The 23,989-nt window shown below is 38.3% G+C and carries 31 protein-coding genes; 3 read left to right on the forward strand and 28 right to left on the reverse strand.

Annotated elements, in window-relative coordinates; translation table 11 throughout:
• Nucleotides 1-16: 16 nt before the first annotated feature.
• The 10 genes from accC to spoIIIAA all read right to left on the reverse strand — a co-directional run bounded on the left by accC (nucleotide 17) and on the right by spoIIIAA (nucleotide 7,352).
• Nucleotides 17-1,372: an acetyl-CoA carboxylase biotin carboxylase subunit gene (gene accC, locus RCG21_RS25180; RefSeq protein WP_133335695.1), complete on the reverse strand. Its 1,356-nt coding sequence runs from the start codon at nucleotides 1,370-1,372 to the stop codon at nucleotides 17-19.
• Nucleotides 1,373-1,386: 14 nt separating this feature from the next.
• A complete protein-coding gene (gene accB / locus RCG21_RS25185) occupies nucleotides 1,387-1,899 on the reverse strand; it encodes an acetyl-CoA carboxylase biotin carboxyl carrier protein (RefSeq protein WP_133335693.1) in 513 nt (170 codons plus the stop codon).
• A 273-nt stretch (nucleotides 1,900-2,172) separates the two neighbouring features.
• On the reverse strand, nucleotides 2,173-2,748 hold the full coding sequence (locus RCG21_RS25190) for a SpoIIIAH-like family protein (protein WP_026572561.1): 576 nt from the start codon (nucleotides 2,746-2,748) through the stop codon (nucleotides 2,173-2,175).
• 15 nt (nucleotides 2,749-2,763) lie between these two features.
• Nucleotides 2,764-3,414 (reverse strand): stage III sporulation protein AG, encoded by a 651-nt coding sequence (spoIIIAG, locus tag RCG21_RS25195; protein WP_133335691.1) that lies wholly within the window; start codon nucleotides 3,412-3,414, stop codon nucleotides 2,764-2,766.
• On the reverse strand, nucleotides 3,407-4,036 hold the full coding sequence (spoIIIAF, locus tag RCG21_RS25200) for a stage III sporulation protein AF (RefSeq protein ID WP_133335689.1): 630 nt from the start codon (nucleotides 4,034-4,036) through the stop codon (nucleotides 3,407-3,409). The genes spoIIIAG and spoIIIAF overlap by 8 nt, the downstream gene beginning before the upstream one ends.
• A gap of 13 nt (nucleotides 4,037-4,049) precedes the next feature.
• Entirely contained in the window at nucleotides 4,050-5,261 is a 1,212-nt protein-coding gene (gene spoIIIAE / locus RCG21_RS25205; RefSeq protein WP_133335687.1) for a stage III sporulation protein AE, read from the reverse strand.
• Between the two features lie 30 nt (nucleotides 5,262-5,291).
• Nucleotides 5,292-5,681, reverse strand: coding sequence for a stage III sporulation protein AD (gene spoIIIAD / locus RCG21_RS25210; RefSeq protein ID WP_133335686.1), 390 nt, complete (start codon nucleotides 5,679-5,681; stop codon nucleotides 5,292-5,294).
• 16 nt (nucleotides 5,682-5,697) lie between these two features.
• Entirely contained in the window at nucleotides 5,698-5,901 is a 204-nt protein-coding gene (spoIIIAC, locus tag RCG21_RS25215) for a stage III sporulation protein AC (RefSeq protein ID WP_007084610.1), read from the reverse strand.
• 11 nt (nucleotides 5,902-5,912) lie between these two features.
• Nucleotides 5,913-6,428 (reverse strand): stage III sporulation protein SpoIIIAB, encoded by a 516-nt coding sequence (gene spoIIIAB / locus RCG21_RS25220; protein WP_133335684.1) that lies wholly within the window; start codon nucleotides 6,426-6,428, stop codon nucleotides 5,913-5,915.
• The gene (gene spoIIIAA / locus RCG21_RS25225; protein WP_133335682.1) at nucleotides 6,429-7,352 is read right to left on the reverse strand and encodes a stage III sporulation protein AA; all 924 of its coding nucleotides are present in this window, start codon (nucleotides 7,350-7,352) and stop codon (nucleotides 6,429-6,431) included.
• Between the two features lie 207 nt (nucleotides 7,353-7,559).
• Between spoIIIAA and RCG21_RS25230 the strand changes: the two genes are divergently transcribed.
• On the forward strand, nucleotides 7,560-8,210 hold the full coding sequence (locus tag RCG21_RS25230; RefSeq protein ID WP_133335680.1) for an SIMPL domain-containing protein: 651 nt from the start codon (nucleotides 7,560-7,562) through the stop codon (nucleotides 8,208-8,210).
• Nucleotides 8,211-8,257: 47 nt separating this feature from the next.
• Here the strand turns inward: RCG21_RS25230 and RCG21_RS25235 are convergent, their stop codons facing one another.
• The 17 genes from RCG21_RS25235 to RCG21_RS25315 form a co-directional block, all read right to left on the reverse strand.
• Entirely contained in the window at nucleotides 8,258-8,764 is a 507-nt protein-coding gene (locus RCG21_RS25235; RefSeq protein ID WP_133335678.1) for a TlpA family protein disulfide reductase, read from the reverse strand.
• Nucleotides 8,765-8,787: 23 nt separating this feature from the next.
• Nucleotides 8,788-8,919: a CcmD family protein gene (locus RCG21_RS25240; protein WP_133335676.1), complete on the reverse strand. Its 132-nt coding sequence runs from the start codon at nucleotides 8,917-8,919 to the stop codon at nucleotides 8,788-8,790.
• A gap of 12 nt (nucleotides 8,920-8,931) precedes the next feature.
• Nucleotides 8,932-9,693: a cytochrome c biogenesis protein gene (locus tag RCG21_RS25245; RefSeq protein ID WP_133335674.1), complete on the reverse strand. Its 762-nt coding sequence runs from the start codon at nucleotides 9,691-9,693 to the stop codon at nucleotides 8,932-8,934.
• A 3-nt stretch (nucleotides 9,694-9,696) separates the two neighbouring features.
• Nucleotides 9,697-10,377, reverse strand: coding sequence for a heme exporter protein CcmB (locus tag RCG21_RS25250; protein ID WP_133335672.1), 681 nt, complete (start codon nucleotides 10,375-10,377; stop codon nucleotides 9,697-9,699).
• Nucleotides 10,374-11,078 (reverse strand): heme ABC exporter ATP-binding protein CcmA, encoded by a 705-nt coding sequence (gene ccmA / locus RCG21_RS25255; RefSeq protein ID WP_133335670.1) that lies wholly within the window; start codon nucleotides 11,076-11,078, stop codon nucleotides 10,374-10,376. Before ccmA ends, RCG21_RS25250 begins: the two co-directional genes overlap by 4 nt.
• A gap of 23 nt (nucleotides 11,079-11,101) precedes the next feature.
• Nucleotides 11,102-12,094, reverse strand: coding sequence for a hypothetical protein (locus tag RCG21_RS25260; protein WP_133335668.1), 993 nt, complete (start codon nucleotides 12,092-12,094; stop codon nucleotides 11,102-11,104).
• Complete coding sequence (locus RCG21_RS25265; RefSeq protein WP_133335666.1) at nucleotides 12,091-12,462, reverse strand: hypothetical protein; 372 nt, start codon at nucleotides 12,460-12,462, stop codon at nucleotides 12,091-12,093. Before RCG21_RS25265 ends, RCG21_RS25260 begins: the two co-directional genes overlap by 4 nt.
• Before the next feature lie 12 nt (nucleotides 12,463-12,474).
• Complete coding sequence (locus RCG21_RS25270; RefSeq protein ID WP_133335664.1) at nucleotides 12,475-12,978, reverse strand: cytochrome c-type biogenesis protein CcmH; 504 nt, start codon at nucleotides 12,976-12,978, stop codon at nucleotides 12,475-12,477.
• Nucleotide 12,979: 1 nt separating this feature from the next.
• The gene (locus RCG21_RS25275) at nucleotides 12,980-14,962 is read right to left on the reverse strand and encodes a heme lyase CcmF/NrfE family subunit (RefSeq protein WP_133335662.1); all 1,983 of its coding nucleotides are present in this window, start codon (nucleotides 14,960-14,962) and stop codon (nucleotides 12,980-12,982) included.
• A gap of 25 nt (nucleotides 14,963-14,987) precedes the next feature.
• Nucleotides 14,988-15,440, reverse strand: a complete 453-nt coding sequence (locus tag RCG21_RS25280; RefSeq protein ID WP_133335660.1) for a cytochrome c maturation protein CcmE — start codon at nucleotides 15,438-15,440, stop codon at nucleotides 14,988-14,990.
• Nucleotides 15,441-15,453: 13 nt separating this feature from the next.
• Nucleotides 15,454-16,509: a hypothetical protein gene (locus RCG21_RS25285; RefSeq protein WP_133335658.1), complete on the reverse strand. Its 1,056-nt coding sequence runs from the start codon at nucleotides 16,507-16,509 to the stop codon at nucleotides 15,454-15,456.
• A 503-nt stretch (nucleotides 16,510-17,012) separates the two neighbouring features.
• The gene (locus RCG21_RS25290; RefSeq protein ID WP_133335656.1) at nucleotides 17,013-17,666 is read right to left on the reverse strand and encodes a c-type cytochrome; all 654 of its coding nucleotides are present in this window, start codon (nucleotides 17,664-17,666) and stop codon (nucleotides 17,013-17,015) included.
• 9 nt (nucleotides 17,667-17,675) lie between these two features.
• Nucleotides 17,676-18,119 carry a PCYCGC motif-containing (lipo)protein gene (locus RCG21_RS25295; RefSeq protein WP_372512725.1) on the reverse strand — a complete coding sequence of 148 codons (444 nt, stop codon included), beginning with the start codon at nucleotides 18,117-18,119 and terminating at the stop codon, nucleotides 17,676-17,678.
• A gap of 133 nt (nucleotides 18,120-18,252) precedes the next feature.
• On the reverse strand, nucleotides 18,253-18,927 hold the full coding sequence (locus RCG21_RS25300; protein WP_133335650.1) for a response regulator: 675 nt from the start codon (nucleotides 18,925-18,927) through the stop codon (nucleotides 18,253-18,255).
• 230 nt (nucleotides 18,928-19,157) lie between these two features.
• Entirely contained in the window at nucleotides 19,158-19,715 is a 558-nt protein-coding gene (gene efp / locus RCG21_RS25305) for an elongation factor P (RefSeq protein ID WP_026572541.1), read from the reverse strand.
• Nucleotides 19,716-19,737: 22 nt separating this feature from the next.
• Nucleotides 19,738-20,799 (reverse strand): M24 family metallopeptidase, encoded by a 1,062-nt coding sequence (locus RCG21_RS25310; protein ID WP_133335648.1) that lies wholly within the window; start codon nucleotides 20,797-20,799, stop codon nucleotides 19,738-19,740.
• 103 nt (nucleotides 20,800-20,902) lie between these two features.
• Entirely contained in the window at nucleotides 20,903-21,400 is a 498-nt protein-coding gene (locus RCG21_RS25315; RefSeq protein WP_133335646.1) for a YqhR family membrane protein, read from the reverse strand.
• A 247-nt stretch (nucleotides 21,401-21,647) separates the two neighbouring features.
• Between RCG21_RS25315 and RCG21_RS25320 the strand changes: the two genes are divergently transcribed.
• Entirely contained in the window at nucleotides 21,648-22,592 is a 945-nt protein-coding gene (locus tag RCG21_RS25320) for a DUF1385 domain-containing protein (RefSeq protein ID WP_133335644.1), read from the forward strand.
• Between the two features lie 57 nt (nucleotides 22,593-22,649).
• Nucleotides 22,650-23,042, forward strand: coding sequence for an SA1362 family protein (locus RCG21_RS25325; RefSeq protein WP_308913882.1), 393 nt, complete (start codon nucleotides 22,650-22,652; stop codon nucleotides 23,040-23,042).
• Between the two features lie 15 nt (nucleotides 23,043-23,057).
• On the opposite strand, the gene RCG21_RS25330 is transcribed toward RCG21_RS25325, so the two are convergent.
• Nucleotides 23,058-23,942 carry a patatin-like phospholipase family protein gene (locus RCG21_RS25330; RefSeq protein WP_133335640.1) on the reverse strand — a complete coding sequence of 295 codons (885 nt, stop codon included), beginning with the start codon at nucleotides 23,940-23,942 and terminating at the stop codon, nucleotides 23,058-23,060.
• Between the last annotated feature and the right edge of the window lie 47 nt (nucleotides 23,943-23,989).

Here is a 23,989-nt window from a genome sequence, read left to right on the forward strand (position 1 = left end):
AGAACACCTCCAGATTTTAGACTGACTTCATCACATCGTGCAATTCTAAAAACTTCGTATTGAACTGGCCTTCTACAAATTTTTCATGTTCAAGAAGTTTTAAATGAAACGGAATTGTCGTATGGATTCCTTCAACAATAAATTCGCTTAAGGCCCGTTTCATTCTTGCAATTGCCTCTTCCCTGGTGTTTCCATATGTGATGACTTTCGCAATCATGGAATCGTAGTAAGGCGGAATTGAATATCCCGGATATGCAGCAGAATCGACACGAACCCCTAGGCCGCCAGGAGGTAAATACATATGGATTTTTCCTGGGGATGGCATAAAGTTCTTCTCCGGATTTTCTGCATTAATTCGGCATTCAATTGCCCAACCCGTGAAGGTAACATCCTGTTGTTTCAAAGATAATTTTTCTCCGGAAGCTACTCGTATTTGTTCTTTAATGAGATCTGTTCCAGTGACCAATTCAGTTACAGGATGCTCTACCTGTATTCTTGTATTCATTTCCATAAAATAAAATTTTCGATTGCGGTAGTCATATATAAATTCTACCGTGCCTGCACCAGAATAATCAACTGCTTTCGCCGCTTTTACTGCGGCATTACCCATTTCTTCACGAATTTCCCCGTCCAAAGCAGGTGAAGGGGTTTCTTCAAGCAATTTCTGCAGTCTCCGTTGGATCGAACAATCCCTTTCACCTAAATGAATGGTATTGCCATAATTATCTGCAAGCACTTGTATTTCAACATGGCGGAAATCCTCAATATATTTTTCAATATATACACCAGGGTTACCAAATGCTGTTAAGGCTTCCTGCTGGGTGATATTAATTCCCTTAATTAATTCTTGTTCGTTCTTGGCGATACGAATCCCTTTTCCACCGCCACCGGCTGTTGCTTTAATGATGACCGGATAATTTATCTTTTCTACAAGTTCAAGCGACTGTTCAATATTCTCGATAATTCCGGTGGAGCCGGGAACAATTGGAACGCCTGCTTCCCGCATAGTTTCTCTTGCAATATCCTTTGTTCCCATTTTTGTGATGGCTTCAGGGCTTGGCCCGACAAAAGTGATGTTGCAATCACGGCAAAGCTCAGCAAAAGCTGCATTTTCAGCAAGAAAACCATAACCAGGGTGAATCGCATCACAGGCAGTTAATTTTGCTACACTAATAATATTTGTAAAGTTTAAATAACTATCTTTTGATGAGGTTGGTCCAATACAATAGGCCTCATCTGCTAATTGTACATGCAGTGCTTCACGGTCTGCTTCGGAAAAGACGGCGACTGTTTCAATCCCCATTTCCCTGCAGGCACGAATAATTCTAACTGCAATTTCTCCTCTGTTTGCAATTAACAGCTTTTTTATCATTCTGTTACCGCTCCTTATTCAGGCTTTACTAAAAATAATGGCTGTCCGTATTCCACTAATTGTCCATCTTTCGCAAGAACTTCGACAATTTCTCCGTTTACTTCTGCTTCAATTTCATTAAATAATTTCATCGCCTCAACGATACAAACAATGGAATCCTTAGAAACCTTTGTGCCTGCTTTAACATAGACATCAGCATCTGGTGATGGGGAGGCATAGAAAGTCCCTACCATTGGAGAAGTTATTTTGTGAAGGTTGGAAGTATCCGCTTGAACAGGAGCTTCTGTTACCGGTTCTTGTTTGATTTCTTGCACTGGTGTAACTGGTGCTGCCGTTTGAACAGGCGCTGCTTGAACAGCTTGAGCTGCTGGAACTTCAGTATGTACGACTGGTTGAACCGTAGTGACGACAGAAGTCACACTTTTTTTCATTTTAATTTTTGACCCTTCATTTTCATAAACAAATTCATCAATACTAGATTGATCAACTAATTTAATTAACTCACGAATTTCTTGTACCTTTAACATTGAGTAACACTCCTTGTACCACTATATTAAGACTAGCTACTAATACTATACGATACTATCTTATAAAAGTTCAACAATCTATATTTTTTCTCCTGCTTCAATAACCTTCAAATTCATTTTAATCTTTATTTACCTAAAAGTAAAAAAAAGGGTGGGAAAGTGGGTGACAGGCACCGCCCGTGGACTTTCCAGCAAAAGTGTCCGCACCAGGCGGACACTCTACAAACCAAAAAGAAGGAAAGCTTTGTACTTTCCCCCTCTTTGGAGTGTTTCTTATTTTGTTGGCTGGAATTCGACGGCAACGTAATTGGTATCGCCAATTTCCTTTTTAACCTGTTGGATGATATCGTTTGCTGCAGTTGCTGATGGTTGTTTCTTTGATTTTACTGTTACGCGGACTTGGTTTCCTTCGGCTCTGACAAGAGCATCCTCATATCCCATCGTTTTAATTAATGTTTCAAGAATTTCTTCTTTTTGAGCTGTTTTATTTAGTTCTTTCATTTGATCCATCGCTTCGCTTCTTTTATCGGCGGGAAGATCTGTACTCGCCATTTGAGCTGTTAAATCTTCTTGTAATTGACTGCGTTCATCTTGCAATTTTAAACGAAGTGCTTCAAATTCATCATCACCGGCAATCTGGGAGATAATAGTCTTATCATCTTTAGCATTTGTTTTTGCTGTTGATTTTGAATTCATTTCTTTTTGATTCATTTGATCTTTTGCTTTTTGTTGTACAGCTGCAAGCTCATTACTATTTTTTTGCTCCGGTGAAGTAATATAATACACCGATAATACAACCACCAAACTTAACATCGTTAATAACCAAACCGTTTGTTTTTTCAAAAGCATGAATAAATCCCCCTCTTATTTTTTTGGCATGACAGCAACTCGGTGGCTTGGGACCCCAAGCGCTCTTGTTACTGCTTCAATAATCCATTTTTTCACTTGAATATTTTCTGCACCTCGGGCAACAACAAGGACACCACGAATTTCAGGCTTTTTTGTTTCTGTCACAATTGGAGTTTCTTTTTCGCCGTCTCGGATGATAACAAGCTGTTCATCTGTAGAAGATTCCTGAACCTTTCGTTGTCCACCTTCACGATCGGTTTCTTCTGTTGTTTGCGATTTTGTTACCCTATTCTTTTCAAGCACTCGCTGATCCGTGGAATCAATATTTACAACGACAGTGACATCTTTGACCCCTAGCATATTTTCTAATGCCTTCTTCAACTGATCTTCATATGCTTGTTCATATTCATGGATGGTTTTATTTCCAGTTGATTTCCCCAATCCAAAGGCGGGTACATCACTCGCTGGCTGGTTATCACTTTTCATAGCTGGAACATCCGGTGCAGCTGAGTCCGTTTTAAATAGGACATTCCCTACAAGCATGAAGGCAGCCCCGATACAGAGAACAAGAAGCATATATTGATATTTTCCGGCTTTTTTATTTGGGCTTCCGTCTTTTTTAAGTAAATTCTTTAACCATGATAATGGTCCTTGGTTTTTATCCATTTTTGTTCATATTCCCCCCTTCAATCGAAACTTCTAGTGATTTCTCAGCAACATCCCATTTCTGAGAAAGAAATGCAGCAACCTTTGCTGTGTCTTCTGCTGAAACATTGGCTGAAAGAGGTGTTTCTGTGTTGATGTCCACTTGTTTGATCGCTTCGACTGTCTGTACCGATGTTTCTGGATGCTTCAGAAGAACCGTTATCTTTTGGATGTTTTCAGGGAAGGCTTGGTCACTTTCTTCATTCGTTGCGATGTCTAAGTCTGCAATCTCTAATCCGTAGTTTTCCATCAACTCCTCCTTAACGTCCTTTTTTAATTGGACACGCATTTGTTCTAAAATATATGCATGTTGGGAGTCTTGTATTTCTTTTTTCTTTGAATCTATTAAATTTTTTATATTTTTTTCTCCAGGCGTTTGATTTGATGGGATGGACACAAGCGTTGTTTCAAAGTCCTTGGAGATTAATTTAAAAATGGGGGTAAGGATAATGGCGATTAACAATAATCCTGTTACCATCTTTACGTACTTTTGCATACTGGAATTGGGAAGAAGCATATCGATTACAGTTGCCAGGAGGACAAATAGAATAATATTTGTTACCCACTCTTTTATAAACTCCATATCGCTCCCCTCCCTATCGCATCATCATGGTCAGATTTCCTGCCGCAACAATTACCGTTATACTTAAAAAAAACATCAATGAAACAATACCCAATGCAGCAAAAACATAGATTACACTTTTACTGATAATATCAAGACAGCTGATTATCGGACCTCCGCCCAATGGCTGTAAAATAGCAGCTGCAAATTTATAAATAAACGCAATCATTAGTATTTTTAGAGCCGGGAATGCGACGATAATTAACAAGATTGCCACACCGGCTATTCCGACCGTATTTTTTAGCAAAGTTGAGGCGCTGATGATTGTGTCAGAAGCATCAGTAAAAATTCTGCCAATCACAGGGATAAAGTTCCCCGTTATAAACTTTGCTGTTCGAATTGCGACACCGTCAGTAACTGCAGCCGATGCCCCTTGTACGGATATAACTCCAAGAAAAACCGTTAAAAAAAGACCCATTAATCCAATACTCCAGTTTCGAAGCAGCTGCGCAAGCTGAGTGACCTTATATTGATCTGACATGGTGCTAACAATACTTAGCAATGTCGCCAAAAAAAGAAGCGGAAGAATCACATATTGCATAAACAAACCACTTGTATTCATTAAAAAAAGGATCACCGGATGAAAAAATGCTGCTGAGACAACCCCGCCTGTAGCGGCAATTAGAGCTAATAGAAGCGGAATAAGGGCCAGTACAAATGAAATCATCGTCCCAATGGCTTCGTTTGTATAGTTGATCACAACATGAAAACTATTTAAAGCAAGAATCACCATGACCATATAAACAATCGCATAAGCTACTTTACTGATGGCACTTTTCTCAAAAGCATTCTGCATGGACTGCAGAAACATACTGAAAACAGTAAGCATGATGATTGATCCAAGGAGCTTTCCGTTGGCTACAAATTCATGAAATGCAAACTTTAAAACCCCTTGTCCCCATTGCTTGAAAGAAAACTTTTTCTCTCCTTTGATAAAATCATATAGGCTGCCTTTTTGGCTTTCTGGCAGAAATCCGTCATATTTAGTTTGGATATCTTCCCAAAATTGCTTCAACTCTGTTAAATCCATTGATTTTAACTGGGAATCTACCAATTCTTGAGGTGCAAGAGGCGTTGATGTTTCTTTTGTATCCTGCGATAGATCCTGTGAGGCTTGGACATTTGGAACATTTAAAAAAAATACGAAAAGAATAATAATAGGAATAATCTGCCACCATTGCTTCATTTAAAATTTCACCTCAATTTAATGGCATCTTTAGCTGGGAATCAGTTTTATAATCGTTTCAATCATGACAGTTAGAATCGGTATGGCCATAGCAAGGATCAAAATTTTCCCTGCTAATTCAATTTTTGAAGCGAGTGCTCCTTGGCCTGCATCCTTTGTAATTTGCGAAGCAAATTCAGCAATATAAGCAATACCGATGATTTTCAAAATGGTTTCCACATAAACCAGATTTACATTTGCATTTACAGCCAGCTTCTCAAGCATATGGATAATTTCGTAAATCTTGTCCACTAAAAATAAAAAAATGGTACAGCCCACAAATACAATTAAGAGAAAGGCAAAATTGGGTTTCTGCTCTTTAATGATTAAGGCAAGAAAGGTTGCCACTAGAGCTAACCCGACTATTTTTACGATTTCAATGGCAGAGCCCCCCTTTCTATTGGAACAAGAAGACAGATTTTATTTTTTGGAAAAGATCATCTACGATGGATGCCACTTGAAATAAAATATAGATAAAACCAAATAACGTCACCCACTGGGCGTATTCCTTTTTACCAACCTGGTCTAGAACTGTATGCAAAAAGGCAACAACAATTCCCACCCCAGCTATTTTAAAAATAATATCCACTTCTAACCCCATTGCAGCTCCCCCTAGAATAATAAAATGATTAATAATAATCCTGTCAGGAATCCCAGGCTTTTTACCATTTTTTCGTATTTTGACTGTCTATCAAGCGCATCTGCTTCTTCTCTCTCTAAATGTGAAAGAGTCAGCATAATATGTTTTTGCTGGGAATAGCGGTCGTGTCGGCCAAGCGTTTCCCCAAATTGCTTCATAATCTCAAATTCACCTTGCTTTAAGGCTGTTGATTTCCATACCTCTTTCAAACTTGATTCCCAAGCCTCTTTTACTGTTGTTTCCGAATCTGTGAGCTTCTTTGCAAAGGCTTCGAAAAAACCGGATAAAGGTTTTGAGAGCTGATCAGAGAGCCTTCTCGCCGCTTCATGCAATGGTGTGTGCCCATACATAATTTCAGCTTCTAGTGATTGCAGACTAGAACGCAGCATTCGAAGCTGCCTTGGACGTTCACTGAAATTTCGTGATGCTTCAAAACCTGTCCAAGTGGTTGCAATAATAATGAAAATGGCACCGATAATTTTAATCATTTATGTCACTCTCACTTTTTGAATCAGTTCTTTTCCTTCTCCATCCAATAGATGTGTAACCGTTCCAGGTCCTTTATCTCTGCTAAGGACAATGAATCGGCGAAAGATGTTTTGCTCAAGTATTCCTTTAAGTGAGGGCCTATTTTTTATCTCTTCAAGACTAGTTCCATGGGTGGTCATCATTAGTTTTATTCCTGCATGAACTGCCTCCTGGATTGCCTCCGCATCTTCCTTACGGCCAATTTCATCCACAATTAAAACATCCGGACTCATCGAACGAATCATCATCATCATTCCCTCTGCTTTTGGACAGGCATCTAAAACATCCACACGATTCCCAAAGGTCAACTGCGGAACACCGTTTACACACCCAGCTATTTCACTTCGTTCGTCCACAATACCTACCTTGTTTGCCTGGATACCTTTTGAATAAACCCCGGTGGAAATGATTCGGGCAAAATCACGCAGCAAGGTTGTTTTCCCTGTTTGCGGGGCCCCAATCACCATCGTATTCATCCAGGTATCCTTATAAATATAGGAAATGAATGGTTCAGCAATCCCCACCTTCTCCCTGGCAATTCGAATATTAAAAGAAGAAATATCCCTAATTGCCTTGACCCTTCCATCCTCGAGAATGACCTTTCCGGCAAGACCAATCCGATGCCCGCCGGAAACGGTGATATATCCCCGTTTTAGCTCTTCCTCAAGGGTGTAGATGGAAAAGTGGCTTATTTTATTCATTAAATGGAAGGCATCCTCGGGCTGAATCCGGTACGATAGGAACTGGGGAGCTCCTTTTGTCGTAATTTCAATCGGCCGATTTATGCGAATTCGGATTTCTTCAAGCTCTTCTTTTTGATTAGGAGGGAGTTTACTGATAAGGTCTGCAATATTTTTTGGTAAAAAATGAAGAATCGTTTCCACAATGTATCCTCCTTGTTGTTGCTTGTCTCATTATTTAAAATGTATGCCTTTTAAGGCGCAATATGACTTTCAAATCAGGCAATTCTTTCAAAATTTCCTTTCCTTCTATTTTTTTCAGCCTAAATGATAGACGGTAAGAACCCCTAAGGAATACTTCCAGCTTTGCAACAGTATTTTATAAAAAGAACAAAGGAGGGGGGGGCAACAATGTATCGTTACCAACAACCGGAACGTATAGGTAAAAACCATGTCATAAAAGTTACCGGTGAAGGGGAGCTTGCGGTGCTGCCTGATATGGCCAACGTAAATTTAGGTGTCATGACCGAGAATAAGGTATTGATGGAGGCACAGCAGCAAAATTCAGAGGCGGTTAAAAAGTTGATTCAATCACTATTATCCTTAGGGGTTCCTCGGAAAAATCTACAAACCTTTGATTATCGAATTGATTCCGAATATGATTTTGATCAAGGGAAACAAACTTTTCGCGCATATAAAGTGACCTATATACTTAAAGTGAAAATAGAGGATTTAACATCAATTGGCAAGGTAATCGATACCGCCGTTCAAAACGGGGCTAACTATGTAGCAAATGTCCATTTTTCATTAAAAAATCAAGATGGGAATTATCAAAAAGCACTTTCCCTCGCATTAAATAAGGCGATTGAAAAAGCTAAAACCATTGCAAACACGTTAAGGGTAACATTGAATCCCACTCCCTATTTGGTCATTGAAGGCGGAACGCTTCCACCGCCTATTTTGAATCCACAAATGACCTATGTGAAAGGGATTAGCTCCACTCAATTTGAACCCGGCGAACTTATAGTCAAAGCAACAATTTCAGCTGAATTCGAATATTAAAAAAGGATGGAATCGGGATATAGACGATTCCATCCTTTTTTCATTTACTAGTCATACTTTTTAACAAAATTATAAAGCTGCATTTCAGTTACCGGTCCATTATAGTGTTCACGGATCACACCTTTTTTGTCAATCACAAAGGTTTCAGGCTGTCCTGTGACATTATATAATTTTGATATTTTAGCATTATAATCAAAAACATAGGTTGCGGGTGTATTATATTTTTTCAAAAACCTTTTAACCCGGTCAATTGTTTCGCCTCTGTTTACCATAATCAATTTAAATTGATCACCGTAATCTTTTGCAAAAGCTTCTAGTTCCGGCGCTTCCTCCTTACATGGTGCACACCATGTTGCAAAGTAATTCAAAACAACCACTTGACCGCGAAAATCAGAAAGTCTTGTATTACTGCCTGCCAAATTTGGCAATTTAAAATTATAGGCTTGATCCCCTACATCTGTATGCTTTGCCTTACTCACTAAACTATAGGCGAAAAACGAAAACATTCCAATTAAAAGGGTCAACACGACTGATTTGATGACACGCTGGTTCATTGCATATCCTCCAAATTCACTTCTTATTTGTCCAGCTGTTTCAAGAACTCGATTTCTTTTTTTAGTTTGCTTTGTTTCTTGTCAATCAAAAACAAATATGAGAATATGATCACCCAGGCAACCGAATAAGCAGCATACATAAATTCATAATTCATTTTACATTCCTCCTAATTTTCTATGCTTTCTCTTAATTTTTCTTTATATTGATCTACTTTAATTTTCATATTTTCGAGTGTTACGCCTTTGTTAAGTAAATAGGAATAAAGAAGTGTAAACGTCGCAATCGTAACCAACAAAGTTACAAGCATCGTTGGGGCAATCCCCTCTCCTTTTTGAGAAGGACCTTCTCCAAAAACAATTGGATGAAGTTTTGTCTGCCACCAGCGAATCGCAAAAAATACAATCGGAACATCAACAAACCCAATGATTCCGAATACAGCAGACAGCCTTGCCTTTTTATCCCAGACACCATCCATATGACGAATCATGATGTAGGCAATATATATAAAGAATAGGATTAACGTCGTAATTAAACGGGGCTCCCATACCCACCAAGTATTCCATGATGATTTTGCCCATATAGGGCCAGTTGTTAATACAATTAGCGTAAACACAACCCCAATTTCCGCGGAAACATAGGCATATGTATCTAAGATTCTTTTCCGCTTGATCAAAAACAATATACTAAACAAAAAGGTGATAAAAAAGGCAAAAAAGGCCACCCATGCGGAACTTACATGGAAATAAAAAATCTTTTGTGCCGCACCCATTGTTTTCTCTTCCTCCGCATATAAGAAGATAAAATAAAGGGATAAAAGCATTGCAATAACCGTACTGCTAAATAATATTTTAGGTAACCTCGAGTTCTTTGCTTCGTCCAATTGAGGTAAAGGAAGCGTGACCTTTTCCCGTTCGAGATTCATACTCATTTCTTAAACCTCCAATACATAATCGATTAATAAAAACGAAACCACGAAGAAAATAATATCGTAAGCTGTGACCATTTGCGTCCATGAAAGTGCACTTGATAATTTGCTCATATCCGTTAAAATAATCCTAGTTGCTTGGGTAACCCCAATTAGGATTGGACTTGTAATTGGAAATAATAATAAAGGCAACAACATTTCGCTGCTTCTGGAATTCGCAGCCAAGGCAGCTAAAAAAGTACCAATGGAAATAAACCCAAAGCTGCCGACAAAGATAACGAGAATAAAATAACCGACACTTCCAAGCATTTTGAAATCAAATAATAAGAATAAAAACGGGATGGAAACCAGTTCAACAATTAGAATCATCGTAAAATTTGCCATGAATTTTCCTAAAAAAATACTAGCAGCTTCCATCGGCGCCACCAATAAACCCTGAATCGTATCATTTCGTTGCTCGGAAATAAACGAGCGGTTAAGGCCTAAGATACCGGCAAAAACGATAATCACCCAAATAATCCCGGGAATAACAGCCTTGGTTGTATTATTTGCCGGATCAAAGGCGAAGCTGAAAACCACGATGACAAGTCCGGCAAAAATAATCTGAGTTACTAATATTTGCTTTGTTTTTAATTCTGAGAGTAAATCTTTTTTTGCTAGCATGAGCGCTGTTTGAAAAAGGTTCATGAGGCTCCCTCCACCTGCAGCTCATATTTTTGAGCAACGATGCTAAGGGCCTGATCGCTGATGTGAAAATCATCGACAAGTTTCCCATTTTTCACAATGATAATTCGGTCACAAATTTCAGCAGCTTGTTTAAAATCATGTGTAACCATCAAGGTTGTTGCCCCTTTTTCTTTCATGGAAAGGATTGCTTTGTTTAATATCGTTATCGCCCCTTGATCTAATCCAGTATGCGGCTCATCGAGAAGCAGGATTTCCGGATCATGAATAATCGCTCGGGCAATTGCAATTCTTTGGATCATCCCACGGGAAAAATTCTTTACCGGTTCATTTAAAAAGAAAGACAATCCTACATCTTTTACCAGTTCAACCGCTTTTTTTTCGACCTCTTGCACACCATAAACATTGCCATAGAATACGAGATTTTCCAAAGGCGAGTAATGATCATAAAGCAAGCTTGAATGGGGCAGGTATCCTAATATTTTTTTAATCTCGGTTTGGTTCTTTTTTAAATCCAAACCATTTACTTTGACCATTCCCGATGTTGGTTTTATTAGGGCAGCAAGCACTTTTAACAGGGTACTTTTTCCCGCACCGTTTGGTCCAAGAATGGCTACTGTTTCTCCTTTTTTAATAGAGAGGTCTACTCCACGTAAAATTAATTTGTTGTCCGCTTGCTTAGTAAGTTTTTGTATTTCTATCATTGCAGTCCCCCCAAACTAGAAGCTTACTCTATATATTTCCGTAAACTCAATTTCACATGGACCAAATGCTGTTTATATGCATTGAGTTTTGCCTGATAATCATCCTCAGACAGGCTTCCATCCCCGAAGGTTTCTTCGAGCTCAAGAATTTTATCCAAAATTGCCTTTTGTTTTGCCATTAACAGCTTAAACGCTTTTTCATCCTTATCTCCATCAAACCTATCCTCTTCCAGTCTCGCTTTTCTTTTAAAGTAGGCAAAATAGGAGACTCCTGCGATAATCATGGCAAGCAATACGATTAAAAAGATGTGCGGGTTGAAGCGCTTTAGTGCCGATTGCTCCCACATTCGAATATGCCCGGGATTATGAAACGCAGGTGCCGTTCGTGTAACGGATGTTGTTTTAGCGCTATTTTTCTCTGCAGCTGCCGCAGTTCCTTCTGTGGAAGGCTGTTTATCCTTGTTATAAAAAATCGTAAAGGACTGGTCCACTTTAATGCCTTCGACGCTATAGCCCCAATAGTTTTGATTTTCAAATTTAAAGAGTCCCTGTTCTGTTGCTTCCACACCCTTAAATTCAACACTTCCCATGCCTTCAGGGACTAGGACCTGCATCGTTTGCACAGGATAAGCAAATGAAAGGTTAATTTCCTTACCCTTTGGCATCCGATAACTGTAGGGAAGAACCTGTGTTTGATTAGCCAGGATTGGATCCTTTGTAATAAACCCTGTATCCATCTGTTTTATTGCTATTTTACTATCTAAAAAGTTTAAATCTGCAGCTCCTGCCGGTAAGGTCACCTTTAATACTCCTTCACTTTTTCCATCCCCGTTAAATTCCTGGGCAGTTTCATTAGAGTAATTGACCATATTCATCATATTCGTGGAGCCATCTTCTGCAGGGCTTACTACAAGATAATGCATATCAATTGAAATCTTTGAATTGGAAGCTGCCATTCCATTTAAGGGTAGAAGCATCAGCAACCCAAGGAAGAAAATGGTGATCTTCTTTGTCACTTCCCTTCCCCCTTTTTCTTTTTATAGCTTTTCATAGTTGCTTCAATTTCTCGTTCTATTTCAGCCATTAGCGCTTGATTCATCTTCTGTTCATCGACATGCTCGTCTTCTTTCATCAACACGGCAATCTGAATCTCGTACTGTTTCTTTAAATGTTGATAATCGGTTTGCGATATTTTATCCATCTTATACTCAAACTCTAATTCATTGAGTGTTGTCAGCAGTGCTTCTTTCATCCCAGCCAGTTCCGGTTTTGCATTGCCCGGCAAATAAGAATCCCATTTAAAAAGTGGTGATATGGTTAAAAATAAACAGACCAGTAATAATGCAACTGTAAAAATGATTGATATGATTGAGATATCGTGCATTTTGTTCACATCCTAGAGATACTTTTTACGTTCCTCATCAATCATGGAGGAAAGGATTTCTCCTTCAACTTCATCCTTATTTGTTTCAGCTTCAAGGACAGGTTCATCCCCTTCCTTTTTCCTCACCCATTTTTTAATGACGAAAAATAATGAAGCGGCAGCAAATCCTAACACGACGAAAGGAAGAATCCAGGCAGTCAAGCTAAAACCGCTTTTTTCGGGAGCAGTTAAAATTTCTTCACCGTAGATATTGATGTAATAATCGCGGATTTTATCCTTGTCCCAGCCCTTATTCATCATGCCAACTAGATCCTTCTTAAACTCTTTCGTGAGACTGCAAGTATTTGGATCGCACTCAAAATGATCTTGTCCACAGCCGCATGTGCAGGAAAATTGTGAAGCTACCGCTTTAAATTCAGCTGATTTATAATCGATGGTTCTGGCATCTACACGAAAGAAAGATGCTTGAAAGATAAAAGCAATGAGGATAAGCCCAATAGAATATTTGTATCTCATACTAAGCCACCTCTTTCTTTACTCCTGTGTATCTCGGAGTAATATTTTGATACTTTCCATTCCATACAGCAAACAATGCCCCGATCACAATCATGAAAGACCCAATCCATAACCAATCCATCATTGGATTTACTTTAACGACAAATGTGGCCTTGCCATCATCTTCCCAGGCGCTTAGGACAATATATAAGTCTTCTTTTAAAGAAGAAATAATTGCTACCTCGGAAGAGGGTTCTTCCCAGTTACCGTAAAAGACCTTTTGTGGTTCAAAGGTGCCAAGCTTTTTCCCCTCCTTAAAGACCGTAACATCTGCGTAGACAATATCATTAATTCCTTCTTTTTTCTGATCTAGCCGTTCATAATTGATACGATAATCTTTAATGTCAATAGAGCCGCCTAAAGGAACGGTTTTCATCGTCTGCAAATCGTAGTTTTGCGAACCAATAATCCCCATTGTGATAAAAGCAATCCCAAGGTGAACAAGATAACCTCCATAGCGACGGCGATTTTTAATCATTAAACGGTAAAGTGCAACGAATGGACTTTCCTTCGTCATTTTTCTCCTTGCCCTTACGCCTCGATAAAACTCTAAATAGTGGGTAATAAATAATAGAATAATAACTCCATAGCCGATAACCGCCCATGCTTTCTGGATACCGAGCACAATCATTAACACCATACCAGCCACTGCAAGGATCGCGGGAATCATAAAGTTTTTCTTTAAATTTTTCACAGTGGAACGTTGCCAGGCAAGCATAGGACAAACAGCCATCACAAACATCATCGATAAAAGAATTGGCGCTTCTACTTTATTAAAGAAAGGAAGCCCAACCGTTACCTTCGTACCACGAACAGCCTCTGAAACAAGCGGAAAGATGGTTCCCCAGAACACGGCGAAAGCTGCTCCAACTAATAATAGATTGTTAACTAAGAAACTGCTTTCTTTTGAAACAAATGATGTAAATTCACCTGCACTTCTTTTAAGAAGGCTATAGCGGCTCATCAGCACATATAATGCCCCAATAACGGCTACCCCCATAAAGATTAGGAAGTATAATCCGAGATTTGAGTTTGCAAAAGCATGGACAGAGGTAAGAACTCCACTTCGGACCAGGAATGTTCCAAATAGTGTCAATGCATAGGAAACAATAATTAAACTGATATTCCAAACCTTTAGCATATTTTTTCGCTCTTGAATCATAACAGAGTGTAAAAAAGCGGTAGCCGTTAACCATGGCATAAACGAAGCGTTCTCTACCGGATCCCATGCCCAGTATCCGCCCCAGCCTAGTTCAACATACGCCCATTGCCCCCCGAAGATATTGCCTAAGCTTAAAAACAACCAAGCAATAATCGTCCACCGTCTTGTCATTTTAATCCAAAAATCATCGACATTTTTCAGGATTAACGCAGCCATAGCAAATGCAAAGGGAACAGCTAATCCAACATAGCCAAGGTAAAGGGTCACAGGATGAATAATCATACCTGGATTTTGAAGCATCGGATTTAGGCCCTTACCTTCTGCAGGTATTTCTGTCAGTACTGCGAACGGTTTTGCTACAAAGCCAAGTACGAAAAAGAAGAAAACCGCATTGGCTAATAGAATGGCAGAAATATATGGAACCATTGGGTTCCCTTTCATTTTTTTAGAAAAAACAATCATGATCGAATACAATGTTAAGAAAAAAGTCCATAATAGCAGGGAACCGGAATTTCCTGCCCATAAAGCCGTGAGTTTATAAATAATCGGAAGCTCACTGCTTGTATAGTCTGTTACATATTCATATTGAAATTGAGAGGTTGCTAATAGATACAGCAATGAAATCATAGCAAACGCTGCGCAGGTAAATAGGGCAACCATTGCACCCTTACCACTATTGATAAACCGCTGATTCTTTGTACTAATACCTAGTGTCATAATGAGAAGAGCGTATATGGCAAGTGCTAATCCAATATAAATTGTTGCATTCGCGAATAAATACATTTTGTCACCTTCTTATGTCTCTCTCTTAGTTTTCTTTTGGTGGCTTATTTAACATTTTTGCGTGTTTTTTAGGATCATAGTTTTTCATATCTTTTCCCTCATATTTAGATGGGCATCGCGTTTTTACCGATTCAGCTTTAAAATGGTCCTTTGTTGTCGGTGACCCTTGGAGAATGACAATGACTCCTTGAGTGAAATTATCCGGTTTTGGTCCGTTATGGATGACATGAAGCGTATTACCTTCGTTATCTTTTAAATCAAACTTCAATTCAATTTTGTCAGGATTCCATTGAATGGTTTTTTCCTGTAATAAGCCTTCGACGGTGACAAAATCATCATTATGTTGGTCCTGTGTTGCAAGTAATTGTTTCATCGTTAATTCAATCCCGCTTGACCCCGGCGTTGCGGCCATTAAGAGAAAAATAATCGCCCCTGCAATTACAAAGCCTCCAAGCAATACGAGTGTGTTTTTCTTCATTCCCATCACCCCTTCAAATTAATTTTTTCATTTGTTCGTCGTATGTCTCTTGATCAATTTTTCCAATCAATAGCTTTTTGCGAAGCTCCTTTTTTTGTTCTGCATGTGCAGACATACTATCTTTTTTTACGGTTTGTTTTGATTGTTGCTGTTTATTTTTAGTTGCTCCCTTTGCTTCTATTTGCGATCTCCCTTTGAATCCCATATATACAAAAGCACCTGCAATGATAATTGCTAATCCGATTATAGAAGCACCGCCAACCCCGATAATCGGTTTTGGGGTTGTACTCTCAGTGCTTGTACTGTTATTGAGCACTTGATCGGTTGAAGTACCACTGCTAACCCCTTTATGGTTTTCATCTTTTGGAGCTTGCTGTTTATTCATGGCAGCCATTGTTGATTCAGATCCAGATTTCTTATAAGAGAACGAATATTTCATTAAATCTCCAGATTTAACGTTTTTGTATTGGTAGTAGAAAAGGTCTTCTCCATACTCACTTTTTTCAGTATTTTGTGGTTTAGGATTCATTTGAATTTCTTTTGCTTTCATTGGTGCATAAAAAATTACGTCGAGCTGCTTAATTTCTGCAGTATTTTTTAATTCGTATGTAAAACTTTTTTTATCTGCAACTTTTATTGAATTTGTGTAATATTCGATGACAAATCGATAGGTTTGGTTATTTTTAATTGGATTTTTCGGTTTCCAGGTAACGATGCCTTTTTCTTGATCAACATCATATGGCCGCTGAATCTCTGGCTTATTTACATCAGGAAATTCTGCCACTAAATAGGCCTGAAAGTTTTTTTCCTTTGCAGGCACAGGAATTTCAACTTTACCGTTAAAATCTTGTCCGCTTTTATTAGTAATCGTTCCGTATTGACCTACTAGTAAGGATGGAGTGTCTTTTGGCCAATCCTCCGGGTAATCAAACTCCGGCATTACCTGAATTTGCATTTCTTTAAACGGAAATTTTTCTGCCTTATATTCCATTTCTGCACTTGCTTTTTGTAAACAAAAGCTGGATAAAAATGAGGCAAGAATGAATAGGACAAATTTCTTTTTTAGCATTTAGATCCCCCTTAATTGGAAAACTCATCACCAGAAAGTACTATTTTCCACCATAGCCCTCTTCGGAATAAATATAATCCGTATTAGCACTCGATGGTTGATTCACTCTTGAACATTTTGTTAAACGAGGAAAATCGCCCTGTTTTTGACAAAAAAACAACACAAAATTTTCACATGTAATGAAATGAGAATACAAAAAAACTGAATCCAATTGATTCAGGTCAGAATGTCGAAAATCTTCCGATAGCCTTTATTTTATTCTTTTAACAATTCACCGTTAATTTATTTTAAAATTATTAATATATATGCTTTTTAACAGGTCCGTTGATTTCCGCTCCAGGCGCTTCGCTTTCCGCGGGCGTGCCGGGGAGGAAATCAACAGACCAATTAGCAGTATAAATATTTAATGAAAAAGAGGTAGTTTAGATTCAGGCATAATAAAAAATTGCCGAGAAATATACCCTTTCTCGACAATCTGATCTGAATCCAGTTGATTCAGATTTCTACTTTTTCTTTTCTAATGACCGAATATAGGAAACAATATCCATAATATCTTCCTTTTTTAATTGCCGTACCCCGTCTAGCCCTTTTAAGGATGGACCCATGCGGGTGCCTTCACGGCCATAAGCCGTACTAATCCAAATTTGCTTATTGGAAGTGAATTTTAAATATTGTGGATTTGAAAGAGCTGTCCCCATTTTTAATTTTCCCGTGCCTGCCTCTCCATGACAATTAAGACAATACAGATTATATTGTTTCTCTCCCCTCTCGATATTTCCAGAGATAGTTTTTGGCGCAGCAAATTTAATTTGGTCGGTTTGCCAACTTCGGATAAAGGTAACGAGTTGGTTTAGATCTTTTTCGGACAAAATTGTTCTGTAGGCAGGCATATCTGTCCCATTCCTACCAGATTTCACATACTCATATAGATCTCGATTTGTCACCGTACCTAAGAATTGCTGATTATTAATGGCTGTCCCGACCTTTGTGCCTTCACCCTTACCAGTTTGTCCGTGACAGGCAAGACAATGCTGACGATATATTTTTTCACCTGCTGCAATCGCTTTGGTGTCCTTATGAACAGGAATAACGCCCTTTCCAAGGAAAGCAGCAGCAATTAAAATCAAAGCAAAAACTCCAACGAATAATTTCTTCAAAGGCTATCCCTACTTTGGTTCAGGTGTGGATGTTGGATCCCCATATTCTTTATATTTTTCATTAATTAATCGATAAATTTCCTTTGGATTTTTACCATCCAGATGCATTTGTACCGCCTCCCGGGCGATATTGATACAAATGTCTCACGATATACTCATCGAATCCCATTGTTCTACTTTCATATTTGAATCGAATTTATCAATATAACAACTTAAATTACTATCATGCCCGTCCGTACCACAGCCGCAAAAACACGGAACCTGTGCCAATACCTTTGGATAGTTCGAGGCCATTACATAGGTTTCTTTTATTTTTGCGGAAGAGTTTAGAACATAATCCGGTAAAGGAGCATTTTTTTTATCAAATTGTGTGTTCGCTTGATTTGAACTGCATCCGGCAGCAATAAATGCAATTATTATACCCATCAAAAATAAATAGCCAATTCGCTTCATTTTCAATTCCCTCCTTCCTAAACCTAATTTCATGTTCATTTTAGCAAAACATTTTTTGCAAACGTCCCTTAATTCTTACTATTTAGTGAAGTTTTATGGTTTTAATTATTTTTGTAGTCATTAGTTCAGCTGGTCATGACCCTTTTTGCAGCCAGCCTTCCTGGAATGCATAGGCAGCTGCTTGGACACGATTATTCATGTGAAGCTTTTCCATAATATTTCTCAAATGATTTTTTACGGTATTTTCTGAAATAAGCAATGCTTGACCTATTTCACGATTGGTCTGGCCTTTCATTACATGGAACAAAATTTCCTTCTCTCGTTTAGTCAAAACATCCTTTTTAGTAAAAATAAATTCTACTTGATTTTTACCATTTATTGCCCGCTTCGAGCTGTTTTCAATGATTTTCCCAGCCAGTTGTCCCGTAATAATGTTTTCTCCTCTATGCACCATATGTACAAATGTCAGCAATTCATTAGGAAGTAAATCTTTTAATAAATATCCCTTAGCACCTGATTTTAGCGCTTCAACTAATAATTCTTCCCGATCATTCAGCGTCAACATTAAAACTTTTACATCCTTCAATTCCCCTACAATCATTTTTAAGGATTGAAGACCATTCATAATAGGCATATTCATATCTAATAAAATCACGTCGGGTTTGCGTTCTACAGCCATTTCATAGGCTTGTTTGCCGTTGTATGCTTTCCCGACGATTTGAAGAGATGCATCTTCAGAAAGAATACTTTCCATGCCGCGGATAAACAAATGATAATCATCAGCTATAAGAATTTTGATTTTATCCATTGGACTCCCCCTAATCTAAAAAGGCAAATTAACACACTAAAATGCTCCTCGTTATACAACTCCATTTTATTCTTCAAGCCATGTCCACACTAGTGATAAAGAATGAGTTTAATAAATTGTTCAAAACTTATCCCTTTATATTTCACAAACTTTTCAAATATGGGCCTTTTCGAAGGAAAAGAAAAAAAGCCCTAGAACGGCTGAACCGCTCTAAGGCTTTTAAAAATAAATTATGCTCTTGATACGTATGATGCTTCTGTAGTATTGATGATTAGCTTGTCACCTTGGTTTATAAAGAATGGGACTTGAACAATTAAACCAGTTTCAAGTGTTGCTGGTTTTGTACCGCCTGAAGCAGTATCACCCTTAATTCCAGGCTCTGTATCAGTAACTTCAAGTTCAACTGTGTTTGGCAATTCCACTCCAAGGGTTTCATAATTAAACATCATAATGTGAACTTCCATATTTTCTTTCAAAAACTTTAATTCATACTCAATGCTAGTTGCCGGAAGCTCAACTTGCTCGTAAGATTCCATATCCATAAATATATGTTGATCTCCGCTTGCATAAAGGTACTGCATTTTGCGGTTATCAATTTGGGCCTTTTCAACTTTCTCACCGGCACGGAACGTTTTTTCTTGTATGGCTCCGTTACGAAGATTACGCAGCTTGGAACGAACAAAAGCTGCACCCTTACCTGGTTTTACGTGTTGGAAGTCAATGACGCGCCAAATACCGCCATCCACTTCAATCGTTAAGCCTGTTTTAAAATCGTTAACAGAAATCATGCAATAAATCCTCCTATATACATTACAAAATAATTAGATCTTTTGTTGAGTGAGTCAGAGCTTCATTACCAGTCTTCGTGACCAATGTGTCATCTTCGATTCGGACGCCGCCAAGACCTGGAATATAAATTCCCGGCTCACATGTAACCACCATTCCTGGTTCTAAAACAAGGTCAGAACGAAATGAAAGAGCAGGACCTTCATGAACTTCAAGACCAATTCCATGGCCGGTTGAATGTCCAAAATATTCACCGAATCCTTTTTCTGTTATGTAGTCTCTCGTTAACGCGTCAGCTTCTTTACCTGTCATCCCAGGTTTAATGCCTTCCATTCCTTTGAGCTGCGCATCCAGAACAATCTCATAAATATTCTTAAGCTTTTCATCCGGCTGTCCCACTGCTACTGTCCTTGTGATATCGGATACATACCCTTTATAATATGCACCATAATCAAGGGTAACAAAATCCCCAGTTTCAATTACTTTATCACTTGCTACACCATGTGGAAGTGCAGAGCGCTTCCCTGAAGCTACAATTGTATCAAATGAAGAAGACGTTGCTCCGGCCCTTCTCATAAAGAACTCTAATTCATTCGCTACCTCAAGCTCAGTCTTCCCGGGGCGAATAAAATCTAAAATATGTTTAAACGCAGCATCAGCAATATCTGCTGCTTCCTTTAATATCTTAATCTCTGCATCCGTCTTAATCAAGCGTAATTTTTCAATTACCCCTGAAACCGGCAGCAGCTCCCCTTCAATTTCTTTCTCATATGATTTAAATTCAGAAAAAGTTAAATAGTCCGCTTCAAAACCGAGCTTGTTGATTCCAAGCTGTTTGGCCTGTTTCGCCACTTCCTCTGGAATCGTAGTTGAAAATTTAATAATTTCGAATCCTTGACATTGCTTTGAAGCTTGCTCAATATAGCGAAAATCAGTTATAAATAATGCTTTTTCAGAACTTATTAAAACGACTCCTGCTGTTCCGGTAAAGTTTGAAACATATCGGCGGTTATATGGGCTTGTAATCAGTATTCCCTCAATCCCGTTTGCCGCAAAACTTTCTCTTAATTTCTCTAATTTCACCATGGGTTTCTACTCTCCTTTTAAAAGGCAGTTTTAGAACTATGTACTTGGGTTGCACAACAAAATTATTTTATCATAATAGATTAAATACGCCTAATCATGATGATTAACTGGCTGTCTCTTTTCGCTTCATTTCGGTATTTTGGTACTCATAATTAATGGAATATCCTATGAAAATTCCATATACGATATATAAACAAACAGAAGAAATCAAGGTATCTCTGTTTAAGTCAACAATTGAATCCATACTTGGAAAAAGCGGATTTAATACAAAGAATACCAATAAAAATAAAACAACCCCGTAACCTAGTCCAACCCAAAAGCCGGTAAACTTTCTTAAAGCAGCATAATAAATAAATGCGGCTACAACGGAAATGCAGCCAAGTAATAGTATGGAGATTAGCGTTCCAATCCAACCGTATTTCCAACTGCCAAGGGCCCAAGGCTCTAGAAGGATATTTGGGCGAATCTCCGTAAAGTTAAAATAGTAAGCTAACCAGCCGATTGTACTCCAAAAAAGTCCCCCAATTAGCCCTGTCCAAAAAACCATCATTGGGAAAGACATTGGTTTTGGATACGTTTTTTCCTTACGATCGTTTTCCATGGAATAGACCTCCTTTTATCTTTATCAAATGGATATACTGAGTTTTTCTGAGTATGCTCCCATCATGTTATTACTTTTTATTATGTCCTTCGGATTTCATTCCCTTGCATATAAAAATTTTTTTAATTTAAATGGAAAAATTATTACATCAATAGAGGTTTTTTCTTTTTTCTAGTAGAATAAATTTAAGTACATACAGATTTACTTTCTGCTAATGTGCAACTTTGTTAAGGTTGGTGTAATGTACATGTCTAAAACTCAAAAACCAGTTTACGGCGGCCAAGCGGTTGTCGAAGGCGTTATGTTCGGCGGAAAGCATCATTATGTTACCGCCATTCGCAGAAAGGACCATTCTGTTGAATATTTCCGTTTACCTCGGAAGGTAAACCCTCAATTGGCAAATCTTAAAAAGATTCCATTTCTCCGTGGAATCATTGCCATCATTGAAGCTAGTGCAAATGGTTCCAAACATTTAAATTTTTCAACAGAAAGATTTGATGTGGACCCAAAAGATGATCATACAATAAAAGAAAAAGAAGGTTCGAAGCTTAGTATGTACCTGGGGGTCGCTGTAATTGGGGTTATTTCCTTTTTGTTTGGGAAATTTGCTTTTACGTTAATCCCTGTCTTCCTTGCCGAATTAACCAGAACCATTTTCCCATCCGATTTTGCACAGGTGCTTGTTGAAGGCTTTTTTAAGCTAATCTTATTACTTTGCTATATTTATTTTGTTTCCCTTACACCTTTGATTAAAAGGGTGTTTCAATATCATGGTGCTGAGCATAAAGTAATCAATACCTTCGAATCCGGAGCGGAACTAACGGTGGAAAATGTGCAAGCACATTCCCGGCTTCATTACCGTTGTGGCAGCAGTTTTATCTTGTTTACGGTTATTGTTGGGGTATTTGTTTATATGCTTGTCCCTACTTCGCCTTTATGGTTACGTATTGTTGACCGGCTGGCATTAATTCCAGTTGTGCTTGGGATTGCCTTTGAAGTCTTACAGCTTACCAATAAGCTTAGAGATATTCCTGTATTAAAGTATTTAGGTCTCCCTGGTTTATGGCTTCAATTGTTAACAACAAAAGAACCCTATAATGACCAGGTTGAAGTGGCTATTTTGTCCTTTAAGGAACTCTTAAAAATGGAAGAGGCAACAGAGAAGCAAGTAGAGATAGAGGAAATTGTCTAATCTTTGCCTTTTCCGTGTTTAAAAGATAAAAAAAATGCTTAAGATGCTCATAGGGAGGTGGCTTTCTTGAAAAATCGGACACCCGTTATCATTGTTGGCGGGCTAATACTTCTTGCTTTATTGGGGATTTTTGCAACATTTACTAATAATCCTTCTGCTTTTCTTCAGAATATACTTGTCATTGCATTGGTTGGTCTCGTTATCTTTTTCCTTGTTCGAAGGTTTTCAAATTCGAGCCCTCAGAAAAAAGAGCAGCGGGCATTTCTTAAGGCAGCGAAACAGTCAAAAAAACGCTTGCAGCATAAAGGGAAGGACTCAGGAATTAAGAGTTCTTCCCTTGGGACCCTCTCATCTTTAAAGAAAAGCAACCGAATTAAAAAGAAATCTCCTGCTCACTTAACCGTAATTGACGGAAAAAAAGGCAAAAAGAAAAATCGAGCGTCACTTTAACGCTCTTTTTTTTGCCTAATATGCCCATACTTTTAAAAATTTTTCAGCATGTGCTCTCCCGATCTCAACTATTTTTTGCTTTTTTTCATCAGTCAAGCCAAATTCAATTAAGTTTACACCCTCCGCTGGGATAAAAATAATATTCCTTGCATGCTTTTTGGATATATACCGTGCATCATGGGCATCCTTCATTGTTTCAAATAATGCGCCAAATAGCTGGATACCATTTTGGATTTTATGTTTTTGGTGTTCATATTCGCTTGTGCTTAGTTTGATTCCGATTACTGGCCTCCTAATCTTACCGTCATCTGTATCAAACAGCCACATTGGAAAGTTGCTTAGGACCCCGCCATCTACTATTACGTCTATACCCTCAATGGAACGCATTTTTACCGGTTCAAAAAAGTAGGGAATGCTGCAGCTCATTCTAATTGCTTTTGCTATTGAAAAGGAACCTGGTGTGATACCATATTTATCCAAGTCATCTGGCAGGACAATTAACCGGCCATTTGAAAGATCGGAAGCAACGACTCTAAGTTTTTTTGGAGGAAGATCTGAGAATGTCCTTATTCCTTTTGCCTCTAATTTTTCTTTCATCCATTTTTCAAATGCATTTCCTTTATATAGTCCAAGTTTGAAATAGACTAGCAGCCATTTCGCCAATGAAAAAGGAAGTAAGGTTTTTCTTGCATCCAGCATAGTTGTAATATCTAACTCTTCAAGCAATTGATAAACTTCTTTACTTGAGTATCCAGCAGCAAGTAATGCAGCCACAATTGAGCCTGCACTCGTTCCGGCTACCCGTTCAAATTGAAATCCTTGGTTTTCAATTTCCTCACATGCACCAATTAGTGCAAATCCTTTAATACCCCCTCCAGAAAAAACGCCGTCTATTTTCATGGCAGCCACTCCCAAAGTTGATATACTCACTGTTACATCTTTAAGCA

The organism is Bacillus salipaludis (assembly GCF_030938565.1).
Taxonomy (GTDB): domain Bacteria; phylum Bacillota; class Bacilli; order Bacillales; family Cytobacillaceae; genus Neobacillus; species Neobacillus salipaludis_A.

What these genes read in the sequence shown, in the direction of transcription:
- accC (WP_133335695.1), bottom strand. Translation starts at nt 1,372, where the DNA reads ATGATAAAAAAGCTGTTAATTGCAAACAGAGGAGAAATTGCAGTTAGA.
- accB (WP_133335693.1), bottom strand. Translation starts at nt 1,899, where the DNA reads ATGTTAAAGGTACAAGAAATTCGTGAGTTAATTAAATTAGTTGATCAA.
- RCG21_RS25190 (WP_026572561.1), bottom strand. Translation starts at nt 2,748, where the DNA reads ATGCTTTTGAAAAAACAAACGGTTTGGTTATTAACGATGTTAAGTTTG.
- spoIIIAG (WP_133335691.1), bottom strand. Translation starts at nt 3,414, where the DNA reads ATGGATAAAAACCAAGGACCATTATCATGGTTAAAGAATTTACTTAAA.
- spoIIIAF (WP_133335689.1), bottom strand. Translation starts at nt 4,036, where the DNA reads ATGGAGTTTATAAAAGAGTGGGTAACAAATATTATTCTATTTGTCCTC.
- spoIIIAE (WP_133335687.1), bottom strand. Translation starts at nt 5,261, where the DNA reads ATGAAGCAATGGTGGCAGATTATTCCTATTATTATTCTTTTCGTATTT.
- spoIIIAC (WP_007084610.1), bottom strand. Translation starts at nt 5,901, where the DNA reads ATGGGGTTAGAAGTGGATATTATTTTTAAAATAGCTGGGGTGGGAATT.
- spoIIIAB (WP_133335684.1), bottom strand. Translation starts at nt 6,428, where the DNA reads ATGATTAAAATTATCGGTGCCATTTTCATTATTATTGCAACCACTTGG.
- RCG21_RS25230 (WP_133335680.1), top strand. Translation starts at nt 7,560, where the DNA reads ATGTATCGTTACCAACAACCGGAACGTATAGGTAAAAACCATGTCATA.
- RCG21_RS25235 (WP_133335678.1), bottom strand. Translation starts at nt 8,764, where the DNA reads ATGAACCAGCGTGTCATCAAATCAGTCGTGTTGACCCTTTTAATTGGA.
- RCG21_RS25240 (WP_133335676.1), bottom strand. Translation starts at nt 8,919, where the DNA reads ATGAATTATGAATTTATGTATGCTGCTTATTCGGTTGCCTGGGTGATC.
- RCG21_RS25245 (WP_133335674.1), bottom strand. Translation starts at nt 9,693, where the DNA reads ATGAGTATGAATCTCGAACGGGAAAAGGTCACGCTTCCTTTACCTCAA.
- RCG21_RS25250 (WP_133335672.1), bottom strand. Translation starts at nt 10,377, where the DNA reads ATGAACCTTTTTCAAACAGCGCTCATGCTAGCAAAAAAAGATTTACTC.
- ccmA (WP_133335670.1), bottom strand. Translation starts at nt 11,078, where the DNA reads ATGATAGAAATACAAAAACTTACTAAGCAAGCGGACAACAAATTAATT.
- RCG21_RS25265 (WP_133335666.1), bottom strand. Translation starts at nt 12,462, where the DNA reads ATGCACGATATCTCAATCATATCAATCATTTTTACAGTTGCATTATTA.
- RCG21_RS25270 (WP_133335664.1), bottom strand. Translation starts at nt 12,978, where the DNA reads ATGAGATACAAATATTCTATTGGGCTTATCCTCATTGCTTTTATCTTT.
- RCG21_RS25275 (WP_133335662.1), bottom strand. Translation starts at nt 14,962, where the DNA reads ATGTATTTATTCGCGAATGCAACAATTTATATTGGATTAGCACTTGCC.
- RCG21_RS25280 (WP_133335660.1), bottom strand. Translation starts at nt 15,440, where the DNA reads ATGAAGAAAAACACACTCGTATTGCTTGGAGGCTTTGTAATTGCAGGG.
- RCG21_RS25285 (WP_133335658.1), bottom strand. Translation starts at nt 16,509, where the DNA reads ATGCTAAAAAAGAAATTTGTCCTATTCATTCTTGCCTCATTTTTATCC.
- RCG21_RS25300 (WP_133335650.1), bottom strand. Translation starts at nt 18,927, where the DNA reads ATGGATAAAATCAAAATTCTTATAGCTGATGATTATCATTTGTTTATC.
- efp (WP_026572541.1), bottom strand. Translation starts at nt 19,715, where the DNA reads ATGATTTCTGTTAACGATTTTAAAACAGGCTTAACGATTGAAGTGGAT.
- RCG21_RS25310 (WP_133335648.1), bottom strand. Translation starts at nt 20,799, where the DNA reads ATGGTGAAATTAGAGAAATTAAGAGAAAGTTTTGCGGCAAACGGGATT.
- RCG21_RS25315 (WP_133335646.1), bottom strand. Translation starts at nt 21,400, where the DNA reads ATGGAAAACGATCGTAAGGAAAAAACGTATCCAAAACCAATGTCTTTC.
- RCG21_RS25320 (WP_133335644.1), top strand. Translation starts at nt 21,648, where the DNA reads ATGTCTAAAACTCAAAAACCAGTTTACGGCGGCCAAGCGGTTGTCGAA.
- RCG21_RS25330 (WP_133335640.1), bottom strand. Translation starts at nt 23,942, where the DNA reads ATGAAAATAGACGGCGTTTTTTCTGGAGGGGGTATTAAAGGATTTGCA.